The 22,575-nt window shown below is 35.8% G+C and carries 25 protein-coding genes; 9 read left to right on the top strand and 16 right to left on the bottom strand.

What is annotated here, in order from left to right; all coding sequences use genetic code 11:
* Window positions 1-48: 48 nt before the first annotated feature.
* Complete coding sequence (locus DEX24_RS00125) at window positions 49-516, top strand: YkyB family protein (protein WP_109304367.1); 468 nt, start codon at window positions 49-51, stop codon at window positions 514-516.
* 39 nt (window positions 517-555) lie between these two features.
* Here the strand turns inward: DEX24_RS00125 and DEX24_RS00120 are convergent, their stop codons facing one another.
* The 4 genes from DEX24_RS00120 to DEX24_RS00105 form a co-directional block, all read right to left on the bottom strand.
* Entirely contained in the window at window positions 556-1,458 is a 903-nt protein-coding gene (locus DEX24_RS00120) for a chemotaxis protein (RefSeq protein ID WP_109304366.1), read from the bottom strand.
* Window positions 1,459-2,263: 805 nt separating this feature from the next.
* On the bottom strand, window positions 2,264-3,130 hold the full coding sequence (locus DEX24_RS00115) for an NAD(P)-dependent oxidoreductase (RefSeq protein ID WP_109304365.1): 867 nt from the start codon (window positions 3,128-3,130) through the stop codon (window positions 2,264-2,266).
* Window positions 3,131-3,305: 175 nt separating this feature from the next.
* A complete protein-coding gene (locus DEX24_RS00110) occupies window positions 3,306-3,503 on the bottom strand; it encodes an aspartyl-phosphate phosphatase Spo0E family protein (protein WP_109304364.1) in 198 nt (65 codons plus the stop codon).
* 91 nt (window positions 3,504-3,594) lie between these two features.
* Entirely contained in the window at window positions 3,595-3,783 is a 189-nt protein-coding gene (locus tag DEX24_RS00105) for a hypothetical protein (RefSeq protein ID WP_109304363.1), read from the bottom strand.
* A gap of 111 nt (window positions 3,784-3,894) precedes the next feature.
* Between DEX24_RS00105 and DEX24_RS00100 the strand changes: the two genes are divergently transcribed.
* Together DEX24_RS00100 and DEX24_RS00095 are read left to right on the top strand one after the other, a co-directional pair.
* The gene (locus DEX24_RS00100) at window positions 3,895-4,083 is read left to right on the top strand and encodes a YkvS family protein (RefSeq protein WP_109304362.1); all 189 of its coding nucleotides are present in this window, start codon (window positions 3,895-3,897) and stop codon (window positions 4,081-4,083) included.
* Between the two features lie 62 nt (window positions 4,084-4,145).
* Window positions 4,146-4,757 (top strand): CPBP family intramembrane glutamic endopeptidase, encoded by a 612-nt coding sequence (locus DEX24_RS00095; protein WP_109304361.1) that lies wholly within the window; start codon window positions 4,146-4,148, stop codon window positions 4,755-4,757.
* 172 nt (window positions 4,758-4,929) lie between these two features.
* Here the strand turns inward: DEX24_RS00095 and DEX24_RS00090 are convergent, their stop codons facing one another.
* Complete coding sequence (locus tag DEX24_RS00090; protein ID WP_109304360.1) at window positions 4,930-5,376, bottom strand: MarR family winged helix-turn-helix transcriptional regulator; 447 nt, start codon at window positions 5,374-5,376, stop codon at window positions 4,930-4,932.
* A gap of 167 nt (window positions 5,377-5,543) precedes the next feature.
* Complete coding sequence (locus tag DEX24_RS00085; RefSeq protein WP_109304359.1) at window positions 5,544-6,896, bottom strand: TrkH family potassium uptake protein; 1,353 nt, start codon at window positions 6,894-6,896, stop codon at window positions 5,544-5,546.
* A 280-nt stretch (window positions 6,897-7,176) separates the two neighbouring features.
* On the opposite strand from DEX24_RS00085, the gene DEX24_RS00080 reads away from it, so the two are divergent.
* Together DEX24_RS00080 and DEX24_RS00075 are read left to right on the top strand one after the other, a co-directional pair.
* Window positions 7,177-7,860 carry a hypothetical protein gene (locus DEX24_RS00080; protein WP_109304358.1) on the top strand — a complete coding sequence of 228 codons (684 nt, stop codon included), beginning with the start codon at window positions 7,177-7,179 and terminating at the stop codon, window positions 7,858-7,860.
* The gene (locus DEX24_RS00075; RefSeq protein ID WP_109304357.1) at window positions 7,850-9,163 is read left to right on the top strand and encodes a hypothetical protein; all 1,314 of its coding nucleotides are present in this window, start codon (window positions 7,850-7,852) and stop codon (window positions 9,161-9,163) included. Before DEX24_RS00080 ends, DEX24_RS00075 begins: the two co-directional genes overlap by 11 nt.
* Window positions 9,164-9,217: 54 nt before the next feature.
* Here DEX24_RS00075 and DEX24_RS00070 read toward each other — a convergent pair whose 3' ends face one another.
* The 5 genes from DEX24_RS00070 to DEX24_RS00050 form a co-directional block, all read right to left on the bottom strand.
* Window positions 9,218-9,973: a TerC family protein gene (locus tag DEX24_RS00070; RefSeq protein WP_109304356.1), complete on the bottom strand. Its 756-nt coding sequence runs from the start codon at window positions 9,971-9,973 to the stop codon at window positions 9,218-9,220.
* Between the two features lie 239 nt (window positions 9,974-10,212).
* A complete protein-coding gene (locus DEX24_RS00065) occupies window positions 10,213-11,295 on the bottom strand; it encodes an SDR family oxidoreductase (RefSeq protein ID WP_109304355.1) in 1,083 nt (360 codons plus the stop codon).
* 113 nt (window positions 11,296-11,408) lie between these two features.
* The gene (gene cysC, locus DEX24_RS00060; protein WP_109304354.1) at window positions 11,409-11,990 is read right to left on the bottom strand and encodes an adenylyl-sulfate kinase; all 582 of its coding nucleotides are present in this window, start codon (window positions 11,988-11,990) and stop codon (window positions 11,409-11,411) included.
* On the bottom strand, window positions 11,983-13,104 hold the full coding sequence (sat, locus tag DEX24_RS00055) for a sulfate adenylyltransferase (RefSeq protein WP_109304353.1): 1,122 nt from the start codon (window positions 13,102-13,104) through the stop codon (window positions 11,983-11,985). The genes cysC and sat overlap by 8 nt, the downstream gene beginning before the upstream one ends.
* A gap of 13 nt (window positions 13,105-13,117) precedes the next feature.
* Entirely contained in the window at window positions 13,118-13,819 is a 702-nt protein-coding gene (locus DEX24_RS00050) for a phosphoadenylyl-sulfate reductase (protein ID WP_109304352.1), read from the bottom strand.
* Window positions 13,820-14,095: 276 nt separating this feature from the next.
* On the opposite strand from DEX24_RS00050, the gene DEX24_RS00045 reads away from it, so the two are divergent.
* The 4 genes from DEX24_RS00045 to DEX24_RS00030 are packed head-to-tail and all read left to right on the top strand — an operon-like array spanning window position 14,096 to window position 17,932.
* Window positions 14,096-15,103 (top strand): sulfate ABC transporter substrate-binding protein, encoded by a 1,008-nt coding sequence (locus DEX24_RS00045; protein ID WP_109304351.1) that lies wholly within the window; start codon window positions 14,096-14,098, stop codon window positions 15,101-15,103.
* A gap of 20 nt (window positions 15,104-15,123) precedes the next feature.
* A complete protein-coding gene (cysT, locus tag DEX24_RS00040) occupies window positions 15,124-15,972 on the top strand; it encodes a sulfate ABC transporter permease subunit CysT (protein ID WP_109304350.1) in 849 nt (282 codons plus the stop codon).
* A gap of 2 nt (window positions 15,973-15,974) precedes the next feature.
* On the top strand, window positions 15,975-16,865 hold the full coding sequence (gene cysW, locus DEX24_RS00035; protein WP_109304349.1) for a sulfate ABC transporter permease subunit CysW: 891 nt from the start codon (window positions 15,975-15,977) through the stop codon (window positions 16,863-16,865).
* Window positions 16,862-17,932 carry a sulfate/molybdate ABC transporter ATP-binding protein gene (locus DEX24_RS00030; RefSeq protein WP_109304348.1) on the top strand — a complete coding sequence of 357 codons (1,071 nt, stop codon included), beginning with the start codon at window positions 16,862-16,864 and terminating at the stop codon, window positions 17,930-17,932. The genes cysW and DEX24_RS00030 overlap by 4 nt, the downstream gene beginning before the upstream one ends.
* Window positions 17,933-18,171: 239 nt before the next feature.
* Here DEX24_RS00030 and DEX24_RS00025 read toward each other — a convergent pair whose 3' ends face one another.
* From DEX24_RS00025 to DEX24_RS00005, 5 genes are all read right to left on the bottom strand, one after another.
* A complete protein-coding gene (locus tag DEX24_RS00025; RefSeq protein ID WP_109304347.1) occupies window positions 18,172-19,968 on the bottom strand; it encodes a sensor domain-containing diguanylate cyclase in 1,797 nt (598 codons plus the stop codon).
* A gap of 221 nt (window positions 19,969-20,189) precedes the next feature.
* Window positions 20,190-20,465 carry a GNAT family N-acetyltransferase gene (locus tag DEX24_RS00020; RefSeq protein WP_109304346.1) on the bottom strand — a complete coding sequence of 92 codons (276 nt, stop codon included), beginning with the start codon at window positions 20,463-20,465 and terminating at the stop codon, window positions 20,190-20,192.
* Between the two features lie 11 nt (window positions 20,466-20,476).
* A complete protein-coding gene (locus tag DEX24_RS00015; protein WP_109304345.1) occupies window positions 20,477-20,710 on the bottom strand; it encodes a (4Fe-4S)-binding protein in 234 nt (77 codons plus the stop codon).
* A gap of 101 nt (window positions 20,711-20,811) precedes the next feature.
* On the bottom strand, window positions 20,812-21,612 hold the full coding sequence (locus tag DEX24_RS00010; RefSeq protein ID WP_109304344.1) for a class I SAM-dependent methyltransferase: 801 nt from the start codon (window positions 21,610-21,612) through the stop codon (window positions 20,812-20,814).
* Between the two features lie 98 nt (window positions 21,613-21,710).
* The coding region (locus DEX24_RS00005) for an IS3 family transposase (protein ID WP_109304343.1) at window positions 21,711-22,575 on the bottom strand (865 nt) is incomplete at its 5' end.

Raw genomic sequence — 22,575 nt, 5'->3', positions numbered from 1 at the left:
AAGGAATATATATAGTATTGAATCAGCCCTTATGAAAGGTGGGTACCCATGGCGGAAAAATATAATGTTGAATTATTAGCACAAGCCATCTGTTCAGTGAATAAACATGCAAAAACTGCACCAGACAATAAAGGTTTATATACACTGAAAAAAGAAGCAATCAATAAATTATTACATCTAAAACTCGCAAAAAGAGTTGGCTTACATTTTGTTGATCATCCTCGTTTTAGTCAACAGCAATCGTCAGTACTCATCTCCTGTGCAAATTACTATTTTCATACTTTACCCAAAAAAGAAGACTTTAAATTATTAAAACATTTAGGACATTTGGATAAGAACTACCGCAACCCTATAGAGCGTATGGCTTTAAGCCGTGCTAAGACCATTCTCAATGAATTTTTAGCCGAGTCATCTATTGACCGCTCATCTCCGGTAGTATCAGACAAAATCCTGCCTCCTAAGCCTAAAAAACGCAAACCGTACTTAAAAGATACAAGTTATTTTTACGGTCATTAAGAAAAAAACCGAAAACACAAAGAAGTGTTTCCGGTTTTTTTATAATACGAATTGGTCAACTCTTTGGATCAATTCAGCAATTTCAGGCTTACTAATTTGATCTTCTGCACCAACTCGATCTCCTTTATGTCTTAGATCATCTGTAATCAAACTTGAGAATATAATAACTGGAAGCTTCGCTAACTTATTATTTTCTTTAATTTTTTTCGTTAAATGATGACCATCCATCTGAGGCATTTCAATATCTGTTACAACTAATTGTATAATATTTTCAATATCAGTTGTTCGAGCAGTCGCTTCTAAAAATTCATAGGCATCTTTACCATTTTCAAAAAATTCAAGGTTTACATAGCCAGCTTCATTCATCGTATCATTTAATAATTTGCGTAATAACGGTGAATCTTCAGCAATTAATATTCGTTTTTCTGAACGATTACGTTTACCTAATTTTTTCACTGCTGCCACATTAATACCTGATTCCGGATTAATTTCTACCATAATTCGTTCGAAATCGAGTAGTAACAACATCATATCTTCACGTTTGATGACACCGATTACTTGTGATGTACCACTTTGATACATTTCAGAAGGTTTTTCAATTTGCTCCCATGAAATACGATGAATCATTGAAACATTATCCACATGAAATACGACGCGTTGTTTATTGAATTCTGCAACGATATATTTATGTTGTTCACTCGGTTGATTATTTGGTAAACCGAGTACTTTTTTCATATCGACTACTGGTAAAACCTCGCCGCGCAATTGAATGATTCCTTCTACGAATTGATGTGCATGTGGGATGAATGTTACAGGAATCGGTTGAATAATCTCTTTTACTTTAATTACGTTTATACCGAATTTATTCGTACCAACCTCAAATTCCACAATTTCTAGTTCATTTGTTCCACTCTCAAGTAAAATCCCTTTAGTAGAGTCCAATATATATTCCTCCTATAGCTATCTTCATAATTCCATTGTATCATAAAAAAAAATAAAATAATCTTTATCTATGCCATTTATACTTTTTGAAATGAACATAAAGTCTTGTAATAGTGAATAAATGATTGTTTGATTGACAATAGATGATTATGCGAGAAACTTTTGATGACTAGCCCTTCTTTACCTAGTCATGAGGCTCTGTAAACTTCTTCGTGTATAACTTCATGAAATCCAGCGCTAACTAAGATAATCATTTAGAGCTACTACTGTTTCCTATGTATGCTTAATGACAACTGATCATTCACCAATTAATTTAGAAAAGTAGTCAGGACTCATTGTCCTTCAAAATAGTCATGTCAGCAAAACCGGAAATGGATGCTGGGCGGTACTAGTTTACTAGTTCAACAAAGCCTAACTCTAGAATCTGAATTAGTAAATATAGTATTTCATACTATTGTGATGAATTGTTCGATTGTGTAAATTTTTTACAATTTATTCACAACAACTTCACATAATTTTTACAAATCGTTCATGAATAGACAAAAAAGGGCCTGAAACAAACGTATTTTCAACAGAGAAAATCCCGTATGATTTTTCGAAATCATACGGGATTATTCATTTCAATCCATATCCGCTTCGAAAAACCTTTTCGCGGATATGGATATGGCTTCAAACGCCTGGTCACTGCGTTCCTGTGGGGTTTTCAGCTCATGCTATTCCCGCAGGAGTCTTTTTTTGCGCGTTCAATTGATTTGATGATTCGTATTGGAAACAGACTATTTTTGTTCTGTCCCAGGCTCTTCGCTTATTTATAATAAGTCATAATCGCCTGCGTACCAAAGTCATCCATGCCTTCAGCGGATAATTCATCATATATCTTTTTAGCTAATGTTAATCCGGGCAATTGTAATTTCATGATCGCCGCTTCTTCAAGTGCGATCCTCATATCTTTTAAGAAATGCTTAATATAAAATCCCGGGGCTACATCCTCTTTCATCATACGTGGCCCTAAATTACTTAATGACCATGAACCTGCTGCACCTGCTTCAATTGACTTTAATACTTGTTCTAAATCCAAACCAGCTTTTTTTCCATAAGCCAATGCTTCTGCAACACCAATCATATTTGTTGCAATGGCAATTTGATTGCACATCTTCGTATGTTGACCTGCTCCGGCATTGCCTTGATAGACAATATTCTTCCCAAATACTTCGAAGATAGGGATCATTTGATCAAAGATTTCACGTCGCCCGCCAACCATCAATGATAAACTGCCATTCTGTGCACCAATATCGCCTCCAGAAACAGGTGCATCTAATGAAGCCATCTCTTTCGTTTGTGCAAACTGTGCAATTTTTTTCGCTAAAACAGGTTGAGATGTCGTCATATCTATGACAATTTTACCTGCTTGAGCTGCTTCGAATATGCCATCGTTTCCGAAGTATACTTCTTCAACATCGCTAGGATAACCAACCATTGTAAATATAATAGCCCCTTGCTGAGCAGCAGATTTTGGCGAATCATGCCAAATCGCCCCAAGTTCTACTAGTGGCTGTGCTTTTTCAGCTGTTCGTGTAAAGATATGTACGCTATGTCCTGCTCGTAGTAGATGTTTGACGATACTTGCACCCATTACACCTGTTCCAATAAAAGCAATTGTTTTTTTCCCCACTATAATCCCTCCCAGGTTTTTATTTCTCTAGTATAGCGAATTAAGACAAAAAAAAATAGCAGATAAAAATATCTGCTAAAGAAAGGGGGAAATGAGATTGTTGCTGTGTTCTTAACTATAATTCCACCATTTCATTTTTTTTAAACCTTATTATATAAATAGTTGTTTTTTTATTTTAATTAACGTCATAATCTGCTGATTTAATAGGTAGATTATATTGCGAGCTACCTTCTTTTAATTGGTAAAGATTAAGTAAACTATCGAGTTTTCTACTTAGGCGGATTGTTTCATCATTTAAAAAGCCTTTTTCTAATCCACATTGAATCATTTTTTCACGTGTTTGTTCTAGTTTTTTTAAGACTTCCTTTGACATGAAACGCCACCTACCCTCTCTTTACCACGCTAATTATTATACTAGTATTTCCAACATTTCGGAAATGAAATTTTCGACACGAAACGACAAGCTAGCTTCTTTCACTTTCTAAATATTCATAGACAACAATGCCACCTTGTTTCGCAATTCCTCTGAAATGTTTAAAATCTTGTCGTTCAACCAGTATTTTCCTTAATTCATAAAAGTTTGTTTTATCAACTTCTATCGTTTTTAGTTCGCCTGTCTTTAACTTTTCTAACAAAATATTATAATTTTCCAATTTTATTACTTCCTTTTCCTTTTAAATTTCATTTGATTTTGTATATAATTTTACTTTAGTTGCGTTTTCATGCAAAATGTAAGTAATTAGTACGTAAGGAGATGGTCATTTATGCAAATTGCAGAAGTTGGAAATCTAATTGAATTCCAAGATGGTTTACAAGGTATTGTTGAAAAAGTATACGAAAACTCAGTTATTGTGAATTTAACGTATATGGAAAATTTTGATGATTTAGGTATGGAAGAAAAAACAGTTGTAAACCATAAAAGATATCGCATCATTGAAAAAAACGATCAATAAAATATTGCTATATAGTTGAACCGTTCACAATTGGACGGTTTTTATTATGGAGGTTCTACTTAATGACAAAAAAGCAGCAACTTATTTTACTCATACTAGCATCAACCGTGATTGTGTTATTAATGGTCTTTAGCTTTAAAAACATCGCTGTTTTTTGGTATATTTATACATTTACGCTTTTGCTCGGTATGGCATTAGCATTGGCATGTGGTGAGGTAATGGATCGCTTATCTACTACGCGTTATTTCTTAATAGGACTACCATTAGGTATCATAGGTTACATCATTACAACATTTATTTACAATCTACTCCCTTTTATTTCACAACCAGCATTTAATAATGTAACACAGCTGCTTGAAATTTATTCACCCACCACGATTTGGCAGTACGCCCTGCTCATCGTTATAATAGTTGCAGGCGAAGAAATGCTTTGGCGAGCCTACATACAACAAGCTTTGAAAAATTTTATAGCGACTAAATGGGCTATTCTTTTAAGCGCCAGTCATTTCGCATTTGCTTTACTACTTTGCGGTTTTTATATTGGTGCCCTTGCAGCTTTCATTTCAAGTATTGTCTTTGGGATAATCTACGAATGGCTAAAAAGTTTACCCCTATTAATCGTAGCACATCTAGTGATGGTTTTACTATTATTCCTATTATTACCATTAACTTAAGATTTTTAAACATTTAAGTCCTATTTTATTTTAGCCCCTCGCCTTCTCGTATTGATTACAGAAGGTTGAGGGGCTTTTTATGTCTAAAATAAAAAAGCACTGCCTCCAAAGGATATCAACTACGGCATCATACCTTGCGTACCGTAGCTATATCGCTTATTGGGACAGCTCCTTAATAAGATAAATCCTTAATAGATAGACCAAGTTTTTTTAATAATGCAATCGCTTGATCTTTTTCTTTTACATTCAAACCATTTGTTAATTCATGAAGTTGTTGCTCATGCCTAGGAAATAACTCATCCATAAATGCCGAACCTTTTGGTGAAATTTCAGCGTACGTAATCCGACGATCAGAAGGACTTAATATGCGAGAAATATAACCTCGCTTCTCTAATTTATCTACTACATATGTTATAGAGCCACTCGCAAGTAAAATTTTATTCCCAATTTTCTGCAGTGGTTGTCGCCCTTTATGATAGAGAAGTTCCAAAACAGCAAATTCAGTGGGATTCACATTATTTTCTTGAATAAATTGATACGTCACTTCATTTATCGCTTTTGTTGCACGCGATAATACGATAAATAGCTTGAGTGATTGTTTTACTTCTTCAGAAGCCATAGTCAGTCATCCTTTATTAGTTAAATCATTTTGTCTATCAAATGTCTATTTTAGCATTAACGACCTAAAATTTGAAGGGCCGTTCCTAACACTTTGTTTTCCCATGAAAAAAATTGCCTGTGCATTTCGTTTACACGAACCTCACAGACAACTAACTAGCAACATTCTTACCCGATTATTACGCGCTCTTTTGGATAATGATATTTTGGTTTGTCACCTTTTCCTCCGATTGAGTAAAGGAAAGAGATTAACCCTACCCGACCAACGAACATCAGTACCATAATGATACACTTCCCTGGCGATGACAAATCCGTCGTAATACCAAGCGACATCCCACATGTACCAAATGCTGATGTAATTTCAAAAATAATTTGTAATAGTGAAGCACTTTTTTCAGTTAACAATAATAACATCGTTGATAGCAGTACCATCGTTGAGGCTAAAATAATTACTACATACGAACGATACACATCAATCAGATAAATTTCACGCCCAAATACTTGTATATCTTCTTTACCTCTTGCGAAGTTAATAAGGAATAATACCGCAATCGCAAAAGTAGTCGTTCGAATACCACCACCAACAGAACTAGGAGATGCACCAATAAACATCATAAAACTCATGAAAATATTTGTTGTATCGGTAAATTGTGATACGTCAACCGTCGTTAAACCTGCTGAACGCGTTGACACTGATTGGAACATGGAGGCAAAAAGCATTTTATGCCAGCTCATACCTTGGAAGGAATTAAACGATTCTACGATAAATATAACGGCCGTACCGACTAAAAATAAGGCGGCATATGTCGTTGTTGTAATTTTTGTAAACAATGAAAATCGGAAACGCTTATCATCTTTATTTAATAGAAAATGTTTTACTTCAATCAAAACAGGAAAACCGATGGCACCTAATGTGATTAATAACATATTTATAATTTGAACAAAATAATCATCTGCATAACCCGATAAAGAAAGACCTGTTATATCAAAACCACCATTTGTTGTAGCTGAGACAGCAGCGAAAACACCGTGTAATAAAGCTTCCTTAAATGATGCATAATATTGTAAAAAATAAAATGTTAAAATCATTGCACCAATTGCTTCGATTAAAAATAAAATTTTGATAATTTCTTTTATTAAATTGACAACACCTGAAATATTATATTGGTTATGATCGACCATTATTAATTGACGTTCGCGTAAGCCAATTTTCTTCCCGACAATCAGCCAAATGAAAGTACCGAGTGACATAATACCGATGGCGCCTAACTGCAAAACGATTAACAACATGACGATGCCAAATGTAGAGTATGTTTCACTGATATCCATGACAGTTAATCCTGTAACACTAACGGCGCTAACAGCAGTAAATAAACTATCCAATAATGAAACTTTTACACCCTCTTGATGAACGCCTGGAATAATTAAGAGCAAAAAGGACACCGCTATAGCGATGAAATAATAGGACACGATTGCTTGAAAAGGTGTCGCTCTTTTGTTTATATCTTTTACAGTACCCATGCACAATAATTCCTTTCAAAATAATTGCTTGAGCAAATTATTATTATTTTCCACTATTTTGGAACATTTCAATACTTCATTCTATCGCATATTCTTATATTGGCAAGTATTTTTTTATTCTATTCCCTATATGTAGAAATTTATGTTATTTATTCATAATTTAGCTGGTAAATGTTTTTTACCCTAGGATTTATTTTTTACCACAAAATTCAATTTATGTCTATTAATCCATTTTATAAATGGTATGATATGGTCATAATATATTACTAGGAGGGCTTTGATGACACAACTGATCAATACCTTTAGAGTAACTTCCGCTTATAAATTACAACATGAAAATAGTCTCTATTCTGCCAATAAAATTCAATATGCTCGTTTCGATCATTTTTTAGATTTATATGAAGCGCTTATTTTAACTATGCCCTACGAACAAGCAGAGGTACCTTATTTTTCTGAAATCAGTCGTGATTTATTTTTCAAATTAACAATTGCTGACGATGATCTTATGGAAGTTCCCATGCTTCAAATGATTTATATAACACGTACACAGCTCATGAAACTAATCTGTAAATCCGCATCTTTTCAGGCGCTTCAGAAAAAAGTTCAATTCGATGAAAAACAAGCTTTTATTTTCAGTATTTTCCTTCTATCTACACTGGCGCAGTGGCATCAAACATTGCATTTTGATAAAGTACTCCTAGAAGATATGAGTACTATTATGTACAATAATCATTTTGATTTGCGTCCTCTTTTTTCTGAAGATTTTTCAATGATTGAGCCTTACCCAAAAAAAATTGTTGATTTGCAACAAAAACAAGCTAATATTTATTCGCTTGCCGTGAAAAGTAATCGCTTGGCTTTTGAAGATGCTATTCAATTGGCGTATAATCATATGCTTATATTTACAACTATCCAACAAGATTTTTCAGTAAGTATGATTGGTGGTGAATTACATGATACATGACGCACTTTCACAGAATTGCACGACAAAAAAGCAACAATATTTTCGTGAATTGACGTTAGCGGAATGTTTTTTATACTATGAAGATGCCAAACTCAATAGCGATCTTGCACAAGAGTTAAAATTTTTGTTAATCATTTTAGAAAAATCATTAATGGACTATCAAGATTATTTAATTTTTGACTATTTTGAAACAGCACAGCAGCTCTGTAAACAACTAGACGATAGTAAAAGCTACACGCAACTTTTACATTTAGTAGCATCTGTTTATTTTAATTTATTAAACTATAAAACTGCCCTTGTTTATTTTAAACGCAGTGCTAAAATCGCTTTACAAAACAAGCATTTTGAAATAGCCTCCATCCAGTATAGTCATATTGCTAAATGTTATATTAAATTAGATCAGGTATCCAAAGCATTACAATTCACTCATACTGCGCGCTATATTGCGAGCAGAGCACAAATAGAAAATCCTGTCGTTACAATGTATTTTACAGTTCAATATGTAGAAATTTATTTTCAATTAAAGAATTTTGATCAGGCTCATGCCAGCGCTAAATTTCTTGATTTTTTCATTGAACATGATTTTTTTGAACGAGAAAAAGCAATGATTCATTTATTAAAAGCAAAAATTGCGGCTGCGAACTCTTTATACAATGACGAATATACTCATTTAAAATTAGCTAATAATTATTTTTTATTAGTTGGTGATTTACAGAAGCAATTACATACTGTTGAACTTTTATTAAATTGTCCTGCTCTTTATAAAACTTCCACACATCAGACAAATTTTATGCATATACACGCCACAATCGTCCAACAAATAAAAAACACCTATCATAAACAAGCATTTCGTAAAGCACTCGCTTCATTTAATGCAATAGAACAACAAACAACCGATACGATTCATGCACATTTTGAAACTAGCTTTTTTAGTGATGAACAATTATTATTAAAAAACCGCACGCATTTATTCGTTATTACATTTGCAAAAGATGATGCTCATTCTGCTGAAGAACAACAAATACTTTTTAGTGTTTTACAAAAGACGATGATCCATCACCTGACAAATGAAAACTATGCATGTGGTTTTTACTATAATCAACTTGTGATTGCCTTTAATGATATTGTCGAAATAAATGCTTTATCGCAAATTTTAACATCCCTTCAACAATTACATGACAAGGAAGCACAAATTGTTTATGGCTATAGCTGTAGTACGCTACAAACTACTTCAATACGTGAATTGTATAACTTTGCCTATGCACAACATTACTATATGCTCGACAGTTCAAATAAACATTAAAAAAACGGTACCATCCTTTTAAATAAATTGGATGATACCGTTTTTCATATGAAATTATTGTGCTTTTTTCTCAACGCGAATTGCTGTAAAGTAACCAATTACTGCAATACCGATTAACACTGTCCAGAATACGATTGTCCACGGTGTTGAATGTGGGAAGTTTTCTGAAAGAATATGCACTTTCGGATGTGCTAAAGTCATAACTGCTAATTTTACACCAACCCAACCTACGATTAAGAATGCGGCTGTTTCAAGCTGTGGTAAGCGCTCCAGTACTTTGACAAACCATTGTGCTGCGAAACGCATAATAACTAAACCAATGACACCACCTGCGAACATGACAGCGAACTGACCACCGTTAATACCACCGATTGTCATGTCGCCAACATGAGGTAATGTTACTGCTAGGGCAACTGCTGCAAGCATAGAATCAATTGCGAATGCTAAATCTGCTGCTTCTACTTTTACAACAGTCATCCAGAAACCTGATTTTTTCTTTGGTTCTTTCATTTCATCATCATCTGCGGCCTTTTTCCTGGAGTCGTACAGATGTTTGAAACAGATGAATAGTAAATATGCGGCTCCGATTGCTTGAACAAACCACCAATCCACAATTAAAGTAATCATGAACAGTGCTGCGAAACGTAACACGAAAGCACCTAATAAACCGTAAAACAAAGCTTTTTTTCTTTGCGCATGTGGTAAATGTTTAACCATTACCGCCATGACAACTGCATTATCTGCAGCCAATAACCCTTCCAGTGCGATTAGTACTAATAGTACCCAACCGTATTGTAATAATATATCCAATTAAATTCCCCCTTTTTTAACAAACAAAAAAGACCCATGCCTAAAAAACTAGGCAAAGGTCTCACTAAGCAAAATATGAAAATTGCTCTTATAACCGATGGCAAAAGCCATGTATTGACGACTATAAGTATAGGATTTCTCCTACAGCTACTCCCCCTTGACAGAACTGTCAAAGAAAATATTCGTTTGTTTATAGTTAAATTATAATTGATTTAGATTATGAAGTAAAGTCTTTGATATTAGATTTTTATTTGATAGGCTTTATTTTTTTTATTTTCTTCATAAAAATGAACCATTGTCGGTAAGGATTCAATAAAATCTGCACAATGAATCCCTGAATCACATAATAATTCTGTTGCTACTGCCGTATCGAATTCGGCATCCCATGTAAAGTAATCTAGTGATTCGTACTCTACTCCTAGTTGACGTTGAACCATTTTTGCCTTTAAAAACAGACGTGTCAATGCTAATGGTACGGTTCCTTTAGGTGCTTTCCCCGTCATTTCGATTGTCACAGCACGCAAAACCTCTTGAATAGGATGCGGTTGTGGATCTGTTAAATGCACTGTTTTACCAACAGCATTTTTTGCCATGCTTACATAGCTTGCTGCTTCGATAATATAATCAATTGGTACAGTATTCAAGGTAGCTGTTGAGCGACCAATAAAAGGAATGAATGGCAATACTTTTAATTTATCCACCATATTAAGAAGGAAGTACGGTCCATCAAATTTTGTTGTTTTTCCAGTGATTGAGTTTCCTCGTACGATGCCTGGACGAATAATTGTAACGGGATAATATTCTTTTAAATCTTCTACGAGTAGCTCTGCTTCATACTTTGTTTCTTCATAGTAATTTTTAAATGACGTCGGTCTCTTTAATTCATTTTCGTATAAGATCCCTGTACGGGTCCCTGCCACATAAGCTGTACTAAAATACATATAACGTTGTAGTTTTTCACAACTCTTTACAAAAGTATTAACATTAGAAGTACCATGAACATTGACCTTCCACGCTGCTTCTTTTCGTACAGCCAAATCATAAATTGCAGCTAAATGCCAAACAATTTCTACAGTTGAAGCAAGTAATTGTTGTTCTTCAGTTGTCATATCCAAATTAGGTACGGTAATATCACCTTCGATTATAGTGATTTTTGCATCGTGATATTCTGACAGTATGGCTTCTTTTTCTTGTTGTGCTTTGACCAATTCACTCGCTAAGACAACCGTATAAAATTGATCATCCTTTTTTTTCTTTAATTGCTCGCGTATGAGTTGACTGGCAATAAAACCTGGAAATCCCGTGAATAATAATACTGTCATCTCGCTTCTCCCCTTCAATATAAAGTAAATACAAATATCCTTTCTTTATTATTATTCCCCATAGTGTATAAAAACACCTTCAAAAGAAAAAATCTTTTGAAGGTGTTTTGTAGTTAGAGTGCTAATTTTTCAATAATATACGCAACAATTTCTTTGACACTACCCCTTTCAGAATCGACGATTAATTCTGCTTGAAGCGGTTCTTCATAAGGGGAAGAAATACCGGTAAAAAAAGGGATTTCATGATTTCGTGCTTTTTTGTATAACCCCTTTGGATCGCGACTTTCACAGGTTTCAATGGAACATTTGACATATACTTCAACAAACTCTCCTTTAGGCATAAGATCTCTTACAATTTGACGATCTTCACGAAATGGCGATATGAAAGCAGTCAAAACAATTTGACCGCTATCAACAAAAAGTTTTGCCACCTCTCCTATACGTCGAATATTCTCTTTACGCTCTTCATCTCCAAAACCTAAATCCTTATTTAAACCATGGCGAATATTATCGCCATCTAAAACATAAACTTGTTTTTTTCTGCGAAATAGTTCATGTGACAATGCATTAGCGATTGTCGATTTACCTGAAGCTGATAATCCTGTAAACCATAGAATTTTCCCTGTATACCCATTGTTTAGCTGTCTTTGTTCCTTTGTGACCGATGCTTCATGCCAGACGATATGATTAGCCATTTGTGACCTCCTGCTGTAAACCTTTAATCAATACTTCAACAACTTCCTTGCGGCTAAAAGTTGCTGGTGGGACGATGCCTTCACGTAACATTTCTCGTACCTTTGTACCCGATAAAATAATGTGATTTTCTTTTTTATGTGGGCAGGTTTTAGTCGTTGCCATGCCCTCGCATATATTGCAATAAAAACTATGTTCAAATTTAAGTGGTGTAATACCAAGTTCTTCAATTGTAAATTGTTCAAATATTTTTTGTGCCTCATATGTGTCATAATAATCACCGACACCGGCATGGTCGCGTCCAACAATGAAATGGCTACAGCCATAATTTTTACGGACTAGCGCATGGAAGATTGCTTCTCTTGGTCCTGCATACCGCATGGCAGCAGGAAAAACACCTAACTGAACACGATTCTTTGGATAATAGTGTTCCAATAATACTTCGTAGCTCTCCATGCGAATCGCAGCTGATACATCATCGGATTTCGTCTCCCCTACTAATGGGTTTAAAAACAAGCCATCAATCGTTTCTAATGCTGCTTTTTGGATATATTCATGCGCGCGATGTACTGGATTTCTCGTTTGGAAGCCTACGACTGTTTGCCAACCCTTCTCTTTAAATAAAGCCACTGTTTCAGCTGGTTCAAACGTATACTGAGCAAATTTGGCTTGTGGTTTTTTCGTTAAAACAATTTTACCGCCAATATACACGGGCTGTCTTTCAAATAATTTCTTTACACCTGGATGCGCCTGATCATTCGTACCATATACTTGTAGTGCCTCATGTTCTTTATCTGCTACAAAAATAGATGAAATTTCAATAGCACCATAACAACTATTATCATGTATTAATCTTGCTTCATCTCCAATTGACAATACTTCTGCTACTTTTGCAGATACTGGTAGTGTAATCGGAATACTCCAAACAGCACCATTTGTTAAACGTAACGTATTAACTACCGCTTCATAATCCGCTTGGTCTAAAAAACCTTCAATTGGACTATACCCACCGTTTGCAATCAATTCTAAATCACTTAATGCGATATCATCTAATTCAATATCAAATTTACTTGTTGGCATTTTGTATGTTGGATTATAACGTTGTACGAGTGTCATGATTTTTCTCCCCTTATTGGTGTAGTCCACATTCTGTTTTCATCGAACCCTGCCATCGCCCTGCTCTATTATCATTCTGGTCTGTCGTTGGTATCGTACATTTTTCACAACCAATGGATGGATATCCTCTATCATGTAAAGGATTGTAGGGCAGGTTATGATCTGTTACATACCGCCAAATATCCTGCGATGTCCAATGAATAAGTGGACAAATTTTAATAGACTGAAACGTCTGATCAGCATTGATAAAATCCGTCATGCTACGGCTTGGTGACTGCTGTCGGCGTAAACCAGATATCCATGCCACTGTATCATTCAGCACTTCATGTAGAGGTGCGACTTTCCGAATAGCACAGCATGCATTAGCATCTCTGGCCCACAACTCATCACCAAATTGTTGTGCTTGCTGAGCTAATGTCAATTTAGGTTGCTTCATATTTATTTGGAGCTTTGGATAGTTCACTCTTATTTGATCAATCGTGTCATATGTTTCTTGAAAATGAACATTCGTATCGAGAAAAATAATTTTTGCATCCGCCTTTATTTTAGTGATCAAATCAATAAGGACCATGCCTTCGATGCCAAAGCTACATGCATAGACAATATCATCTTCATACTCTCTAAAAGCCCATGTCAGTACTTTAAGAGCACCTTTATAAGGCTGATCTACTTCAAAATCCACTTTATTCTTTTGCCAATTGGCGTACGTAATCATGATTGTCAACTCCTTTCTTGGAAAACAAAAAGGCGCTCCAATCGCTCAGCAAGGTATCATGCTGAACGATTGAAACGCCTCCAGTTGTCCGGTTAGCTTTTCTTGTTTCGAATTATATCATATAATCCCGATAAATAAAATAGGTTTTTTGGAAATTCCTAGTTGACTTATTGGTAATAGAATTATATGGTAAATATATTATTAAAGCTGATCAGAAAAACTGAAGGCTGCGCATGCTCTTTTGCGCAGCCTTCTTTTTTATGGAGGGAAATATAAATGACCAAAAAAATGATTTTTTTCGTATTGTTTTGTTTAGTAATAAGCGGTTGTAGTAGCTCTAATGCTTCTGAAAAAGAGTCTCTTACTTTATTGAATGTATCCTATGATCCTACCCGTGAGCTGTATCACGATATAAACGAGGCCTTTGCCAAGCAGTGGCAACAAGATACAGGCCAAACCATCACGATTCAACAATCCCATGGTGGATCTGGTAAGCAAGGACGTGCCGTTATTGATGGCATTCGAGCAGATGTTGTGACGCTGGCACTCGCCTATGACATCGATGAAATTGCCAAGAACCGCTCCTTGCTACCTACAAATTGGCAGCAACTTTTACCCAATGGCTCGGCCCCCTATACATCGACCATCGTTTTCCTTGTAAGAAAAGGCAATCCTAAAAATATTCGTGACTGGGATGATCTTGTGAAAGACCATGTTTCCGTCATTACACCTAACCCTAAGACGTCAGGAGGTGCACGGTGGAATTATTTAGCTGCTTGGGCATATGCTGCTACAGTAAATAGGCACAATGATGCACAAACAATAGCCTTTATGAAAAAACTATATGGCAATGTGGAAGTACTCGATTCAGGTGCTCGTGGCTCAACGACAACTTTTGTCGAACGCGGTATTGGAGATGTTTTAATCGCTTGGGAAAATGAAGCCTACTTATCATTGAATGAAGTCGGTAAAGACGACTTTGAAATTATTACACCATCGCTAAGTATATTAGCGGAACCTCCTGTAGCTGTCATTAAAAAAAATACGCAAAGACGAGGTACCAACGAGGTAGCAAATGCCTATTTATCATTTTTATATACTGAAAAAGGACAAGAAATAGCTGCCAAAAACTATTATCGCCCTCGCAATAAAAAAATACTTCGTCATTATAATACACAATTTCCATCGGTGAAACTCGCAACAATCAACGATTTTGGAGGTTGGCAACATGCACAAAAAATACATTTTACAGATGGCGGGTTATTTGACGCTATGTATCAATAATAAAAGAGGTGATGTTAGTTATGACAATTTTATTCAGTAAAAAAAGACGACGTCCATTTCGCTTACCTGGTTTTTCACTAACGCTTGGTTTTACTATTTTCTATGTCAGCTTGTTGATTTTACTTCCATTGTCTATGGTGATCTTTCATACATTATCTTTAAACTGGCAGAATTTTTTAGCGATCATTACAGACTCACGCGCCATCTCTGCCTATAAACTAACGCTAAGTACATCATTCATCGCGGCATTACTCAATGTCATTTTTGGTACAATAATCGCTTGGGTACTCGTTCGTTATCAGTTTTTCGGGAAAAAATTTTTAGATGGCATTGTTGATTTACCTTTTGCTCTACCAACTGCAGTAGCTGGCATTGCCCTTACTTCTCTCTATGCTAATAATGGTTGGATTGGACAGTTTTTTTCATTCAAAATTGCCTTTACTCCAATTGGTATTATTATTGCCTTAACTTTTATCGGCTTACCATTTGTTGTCCGTACCGTGCAGCCTGTACTCGACTCCTTTCGTACGGAAGAAGAAGAAGCCTCTGCTAGTTTAGGGGCAAACCGACTACAAACTTTTTCAAAAATAATATTTCCAGCTATGGTTCCCGCTATTTTAACAGGCTTTACACTCGCTTTTGCACGTGCACTTGGCGAATATGGTTCCATTGTATTTATTGCGGGAAATTTGCCCTTTAAAACGGAAATAACCCCCTTACTCATTATGACAAAACTCGAACAATATGATTATGCAGGTGCTACGGCTATCGCTTTTGTCATGTTATTAGCCTCATTCATTTTCCTTTTTACAATGAATGGACTGCAATGGTTGATCCAAAGAAAATATAGTTTGAATAGGAGTCGGTAAGTATGAGCGCTACCTTATTACCTGAAGCACCAAAACAGCAAAAAATACCTAAAGTACACAATCCCAAAACACCAACAACAACGAAGGAGCCACTCATTGTTCAGTGGACTCTAATCGGTATTAGCGTCGCTTTCCTTTCATTATTTCTATTGTTACCATTAGCAATGATTTTTATTTCTGCTTTGCAAAAAGGAGTGGTTGTTTATGTGGAAGCTATCACAAATAGTGAAGCGTTATCCGCTATTAAGCTGACCTTACTCGTCGTGTTAATCGTCGTGCCACTTAACACATTATTTGGCATTTTAAGTGCCCTGCTTATTTCTCACCATCATTTCAAAGGGAAAAGCCTTCTACTGACACTAATTGACCTTCCTTTCGCTGTATCACCTGTCATTGCTGGCCTTATATTTGTTTTAATTTTTGGTGCACAAGGTTTGTTCGGTGAATGGCTTTTAAATCATGATATTTATGTTATTTTTGCTTTACCTGGCATCGTCTTAGCTACTCTCTTTGTCACCGTACCATTCGTAGCAAGAGAATTAATCCCCCTTATGCAATCACAGGGTCAGGCGGAAGAAGAAGCATCACATTCATTGGGGGCCAGCGCCTTGAAAACGTTCATCTATATTACTTTACCAAAAATAAAATGGGGACTGCTATATGGCATTATATTATGTAATGCACGTGTCATTGGTGAGTTTGGTGCCGTTTCCGTCGTATCAGGTCATATACGTGGATTAACGAATACTATGCCCTTGCATATTGAAGTTCTTTACAATGAATATCAGTTTACTGCAGCTTTTGCTGTTGCATCACTTATGTCAATTCTTGCACTGCTAACGATACTTATTAAAAATGTGATTGAATGGCGATCGAAGGAGGTTTCATCGTGACAATACAATTAGAAAACATCAATAAACACTTTGGTAATTACCATGCACTACAAAATATTTCCTTGCAAATTCAGCAAGGTGAACTTATTGCACTACTCGGTCCTTCTGGCTCTGGTAAAACATCGCTCTTACGCATTCTTGCTGGTCTTGAATCATTAGATGATGGAAATATACTATTTGACCAAAAAGACATGGTGGCACTCAGCGCAAAGGAACGTAATATCGGCTTTGTATTTCAACATTATGCCCTATTCAATCATATGTCTGTATTTGATAATATTGCGTATGGTTTAAACGTGCGCTCTAAAAAAAGGCGGCCTACAAAAGAGCACATTAAAGCGAAAGTAATGGAGCTTTTATCACTCGTTAAATTGGAAGATTTCGCAAAACGTTATCCCGCACAACTTTCAGGTGGACAAAGACAACGAGTTGCACTTGCACGCGCACTCGCTGTTGAACCGCGTGTTTTATTATTAGATGAGCCATTTGGTGCACTTGATGCGAAAGTACGTAAAGAACTGCGAAGATGGTTGCGAAAATTGCATAATGACTATCAAATTACAAGTATTTTTGTCACACATGACCAAGAAGAAGCGCTCGATGTAGCAGACCGCATTGTCGTCATGAATGAAGGACGTATCGAACAAGTTGGGACGCCTGTTGAAGTATATGACAATCCAGCAACACCCTTCGTCTATGATTTTTTAGGCAATGTCAATTTATTTAAAGGATGCCTACAAAAGGGCAAGTTGGTCAACGGCGATTTTTCTCTTGCCATACCCGGAGCTGAATATCAAGATTTATCAGCGACCGTCGGATATGTTAGACCACATGATATGTCCATTGATACAACTCCTTCTGATTCGAATATTGCTGCGACAGTCACGCATATCCATACAATTGGTTCTTCTATTCGCTTAGAAATGCACCGCGCCGATACGAATGAATATTTGGAAGCTGAACTAACAAAAAACAATTTTGAATTACTTACTATTCTGAAAGGTGATACTATTTATATTAAACCAAAACATTTAAAAGTATTCACACCAGAAGATTTCTCAATTTAAGATATGACAAAAGAGCCTAGGACAGAACAAAAATAGTATGTCTCACTACGAATCATCAAATCAATGAAACGCGCAGAAAACCCCATAGTAACGCAGTGACAAGGCGTTTGAAGCCCTGTCCGCTGAGAGCGTTTTTCGAAGCGGAAATGGCTTGAAATAAATAATCCCGTATGATTTCGAAAAATCATACGGGATTTTCGCTGTTGAAAATACGTTTGTCTCAGGCTCTTTCTTTCAACTTAATAGACAACTTTATTTTTTCCGCTCTTTTTACCAATATAGAGATTTTGATCCGCAGCGTTAATTAATTCATAAACCGAGTGATAAATTGAATGCTCATGCAATGTAGCAACGCCGATACTCACTGTTACTATACGCAATATACCACCATTATTTTCTAATTGTAGATTTGCGATTGTTCTTTGCATTTCATCGCCTATTTCCACTGCAGCTTCCGTCGTATAATTTGGTAAGACAACAGCAAATTCTTCTCCACCGTAGCGAGCAATCATGCCATCATCTGGCACTGTTTCTCGCATAATATAGGCTAATTTTTTTAGTAGATGATCCCCTTCAATATGACCATAACAATCATTATAATATTTGAAATCATCGACGTCGATAATCAGAATGGATAATTTTTGTTGTTCTTCTAGAGCGATTTTAAATGCTTGATCGACAAAACTATTCAAGTAATGACGATTATAAATACCTGTTAAGCCATCCATATTTGCTTGAATGAGCAGTTGTTCATTCGCTAATTCTAATTGCTGTGTTCGTGCCAATATTTTTTCATCTAAATCATCGTTCAATTCCTGTAATTTGATATTTAAATGCAAGCGTTTAAATACTTCTACAGCAAAACGTTTGTTTAATGCGAACATTTGCATGAAGACATAAAAACTTGTGGCCATAAAACTTAATGACGGTAGTTGAGTCCAACCCTTACCATTGAAAAAATCGATGAGTACTGTCGTAAACACCATGACAATACCAATAATATGAATATAAATCGCCCTATTTTTTCGGCGAAGCGATTGGACTAAAACATAGATTAAAAAAAGACAATAGGGTATTACAGCAGTATAGATGGCGAAAAAAATAGGTTGAAATCCTTCGACTGGTAGCAGGACAATAATAAAAACTAAAAAGACAATCAATACCGTATAAAAATGTAATACCCACTTACTCCATCTTGTTTTATATAAATTATAAATAAGTAAGATGAAAAAATAAGTACTCGTACAAGTAAATAAATATTCGAATGTCATGCCTATTTGCCAATCCATTGTTGGAAATGGTAGCAAGTATAAGAATGGGACAGTAAATAGGGAGCGTAATCCAATCGAAAAACTAAATAAACCAAAAATCAAAAACTCACGATCATCTGTACGATAGAGTCCAAAAATAATCATAAAAATACCGACAATAAATAGGTAACTACTAATTAAAATATGCCAAAAAACTTCTTGATTTAATGCATGATCCAATGTGGTAGCTGTACCGATATCAATTGCTTGTTCAAAGCCACCGCGCACTAAATCAAAACTTGATAGTTGCAACGTGACTAAAACAAGTTCCTCTGTTGGTGTAAAAAATAATTTTAGCGGGGCTAATTGACTTTTATGATATTTTTCCTGCCCCACAGTTCCTAAACTGCCTAATTGTTTATGATTCACAAAAATAGAATAAGCATTATACTCATATGGAATATATAACATCATCGTTTTATTCATATACATTGGCGGTATTTTTATGTATGTAGCAAACGTACCATATCCTTCAGTTGTTCCAAGGAGTTCTTTAAAACTGATTGGAATTGTTACTTTTTTTGCTGTCGATGATGTTGCAATAACTTGTTGTGGTGTTAGTATTTTATTATTAAAAAATAACCACTGACCATTTATTTTCATAGGTGTGTGCACAGATGAAATCTCCACTATCGGTATATCAGTTGTCTGTGCTTTGCTGACGGTAGGCAACGCCATTATACAAAAAATTATTGTTACAAATAATAGTATTTGTCTCTTTAACAAAAAAGCGCCTCGTTTCTTTCACTATATAGTCAATTTCCCCTTTTATTCATATTTCAACTTTAGCTCATTAGACTCATTTAAACAACCTTAAAATCGTGACTTTTTGTTCATTTCAAAGAAAAGTTTATTTTATGTTGGACAATGATTTTTATAGTTGACACTATTTATGTATGCATATGCATAGCTTCAAAATCTACTAATTGTGAAACTATGCATATATGTTATTTTTTTAAAACATCTTCATAATCTTCATTTTTGGAAAATTCTTCTTTAGCAAAAGGACATAATGGCATAATTAGTTTATTGGATTGACGAGCAAAATCAACAACTTGCTTTACCAGTTGTGCTGCAATCCCTTGTCCTCTCAAGCTGTTATCTACCCATGTATGGTCAATAATAATTGTGTCATCATCAACAGTAGACATCGTAATTTCCGCTAAATTTTTACCATTTTCATCATCATAATAAAAGCGATTTGTATCATATAGAAATTCCACTTAGCCCTCTCCTATCGTTGAATATATTGCAAAGCACCTGAAGGACAACGATTCACTACCGCTGTCACTTCTTGATTGCTTGCCGCATCGACTTTGATCCAAGGTTTTTGTTGTAAGTTAAATACCGCGGGTTGCCCTTTTACACAAACACCAGAATGTTCGCATAAATCTGTATTAAAATATACATCTAATGACGTGCCTACGTATTTTCTATAACCATTCGCAAGTAATTTTTCTTCGTTCACATTGTTCCCCTCCTTTATAACGATTATTTACCCTGTACTTTGCGCTCCTTAAACAAAAGAGCCATAAATGACTATTGTACACCGTGGTCCGGCATTCTTTTTCATGTAAAATATGCAGTTAAGACAAAACTATTCATGGATGCTGTCGAAGTCATTGCTTGAAATTGCATCGCTTCCTTCATCGTTGCGATTTGTTGTGCACCAGCATGACCTTCAAAATTCATCTGTTGTGCATAATCGATTTCCCATTGACCATCTTGTAAAGCACTCGCGTCTACTATGCTTTTTTCTACTGTAGCATCGAGATCTTGACAGATATTTGTGATTTGTTGTGCTGTAAAAAGTGTACGAATATTCGCCTGTGACTCATGGAGTTGCGCAAAATAACTTTGAATATATGCAGCTGTTTGATGCGCTCTTTGATGTTCCGACACTTCTACGATATCCCATTCAGCAATATGTATGATGGATGTCATTTTCTTTGCTTTTTGTATCAATTGTCGTAAAAGATCTTCACTAGCAAAATACCAAAGACAATGTGAAAAAATAATCGCATCAAAATGATTTTCATCTGCTAATTGATGTAATGCTGTTTCAAAATGAATCGTTATACGCTGTCCCAAAATACTTTTTCTGATATGCTGTGCTGCCTGACCTAGGGTAATGGGCTCACCGTATGCTTCAGTCGCTGGATCAATCCCCATCACATGTCCTGATTCACCGACCCTCGCTGCTAGTGCAGTCAATGTATCACCTTGACCGCAACCCACCTCCAAGAGAGTCATGCCTTCTTTAATCTGCATCTGATCAATCAATGCGAAGCGATGGGCAGTTTGCTGCATTTGTATCGTATCATCTTGACCATAGATTTTCATACAGTTTACTATTTCTTGAATATTCACTCTAATCACCTCTTTTCATTATTTTACCATAAAAAAAAGACATTCTCCTCAATGGACTGCTCCCTGTCAAGTAGACAGCGGAAATAATAAAAATTGAACTAAGCGGCTTGAGCTCTGAATTCTAGAGGGCTCAGGCCGTTTAGTCGTTTTTGATAACGTTGATGATTGTAGAAGTGAATATACTTCTCGATTGCTTTGCGTAACTCCTCAAATGATTGGAATTCACGTAAATAATACATTTCCGATTTCAGTGTACCCCAAAAATTCTCGATTGGGGCGTTGTCTAAGCAACGGCCTACACGAGACATACTTTGTGTCATATTCGCTTCGTCTAAAATGCATTTGAAACCTTTCGACGTATATTGGAAGCCACGATCACTATGAATCATTGGTTTCGCACCAGTTGGTAATTGCGCAATGGCTGGATGCATCGTATCAAACACTAAGCGGTTATTATTCGATTTACCTAACTTGTAACCTACAATCGAGCCGTCATGTAAGTCGATAATCGCACTTAAATAGGCTTTCTTGCCAACCCCATATTTAAACTCCGTGATATCTGTACACCATTTTTCATTCGGCTTCGCTGCTTTAAAATCACGGTTTAAGATATTTTCTGCGACGTGTTGCGGTGTTGATTTCTTATAGCCCTTTCGCTTCCGACGAATCACTGCTTCAATTTCATATATACGCATCAGACGGTAAATACGTTTCTCGTTATAAAGTGGTAATTTCGCCACTTGGCGATAACGATTAATCGTCATCGTGATGCGACGGTAGCCATAAATTCCGTCCACTTGATTATAAAGTAAGCGTATGCCTTCGAGTAATGCCTGATTTTCCTGTTCACGTGCTGAAGTGGATCTTGTCAGCCATTTATAATAAGCTGCACGCGAAACACCGGCGAACTTACAAAGTAAAATCACAGGCATATCTTCCTCTTCATGGAGTGTCTGAATGACT

The organism is Kurthia sibirica (assembly GCF_003143975.1).
Taxonomy (GTDB): Bacteria; Bacillota; Bacilli; order Bacillales_A; family Planococcaceae; genus Kurthia; species Kurthia sibirica.
Note: the sequence above shows the minus strand (reverse complement) of the source record. Positions and strands in the feature narration are given on the sequence as shown.

Coding starts and splice junctions, on each gene's coding strand:
- DEX24_RS00095 (WP_109304361.1), top strand. CDS start 4,146: ATGACAAAAAAGCAGCAACTTATTTTACTCATACTAGCATCAACCGTG.
- DEX24_RS00065 (WP_109304355.1), bottom strand. CDS start 11,295: ATGACAGTATTATTATTCACGGGATTTCCAGGTTTTATTGCCAGTCAA.
- DEX24_RS00085 (WP_109304359.1), bottom strand. CDS start 6,896: ATGGGTACTGTAAAAGATATAAACAAAAGAGCGACACCTTTTCAAGCA.
- cysC (WP_109304354.1), bottom strand. CDS start 11,990: ATGGCTAATCATATCGTCTGGCATGAAGCATCGGTCACAAAGGAACAA.
- DEX24_RS00110 (WP_109304364.1), bottom strand. CDS start 3,503: ATGTCAAAGGAAGTCTTAAAAAAACTAGAACAAACACGTGAAAAAATG.
- DEX24_RS00050 (WP_109304352.1), bottom strand. CDS start 13,819: ATGATTACGTACGCCAATTGGCAAAAGAATAAAGTGGATTTTGAAGTA.
- cysW (WP_109304349.1), top strand. CDS start 15,975: ATGAGCGCTACCTTATTACCTGAAGCACCAAAACAGCAAAAAATACCT.
- DEX24_RS00075 (WP_109304357.1), top strand. CDS start 7,850: ATGATACATGACGCACTTTCACAGAATTGCACGACAAAAAAGCAACAA.
- DEX24_RS00125 (WP_109304367.1), top strand. CDS start 49: ATGGCGGAAAAATATAATGTTGAATTATTAGCACAAGCCATCTGTTCA.
- DEX24_RS00080 (WP_109304358.1), top strand. CDS start 7,177: ATGACACAACTGATCAATACCTTTAGAGTAACTTCCGCTTATAAATTA.
- DEX24_RS00090 (WP_109304360.1), bottom strand. CDS start 5,376: ATGGCTTCTGAAGAAGTAAAACAATCACTCAAGCTATTTATCGTATTA.
- DEX24_RS00100 (WP_109304362.1), top strand. CDS start 3,895: ATGCAAATTGCAGAAGTTGGAAATCTAATTGAATTCCAAGATGGTTTA.
- cysT (WP_109304350.1), top strand. CDS start 15,124: ATGACAATTTTATTCAGTAAAAAAAGACGACGTCCATTTCGCTTACCT.
- DEX24_RS00045 (WP_109304351.1), top strand. CDS start 14,096: ATGACCAAAAAAATGATTTTTTTCGTATTGTTTTGTTTAGTAATAAGC.
- sat (WP_109304353.1), bottom strand. CDS start 13,104: ATGACACTCGTACAACGTTATAATCCAACATACAAAATGCCAACAAGT.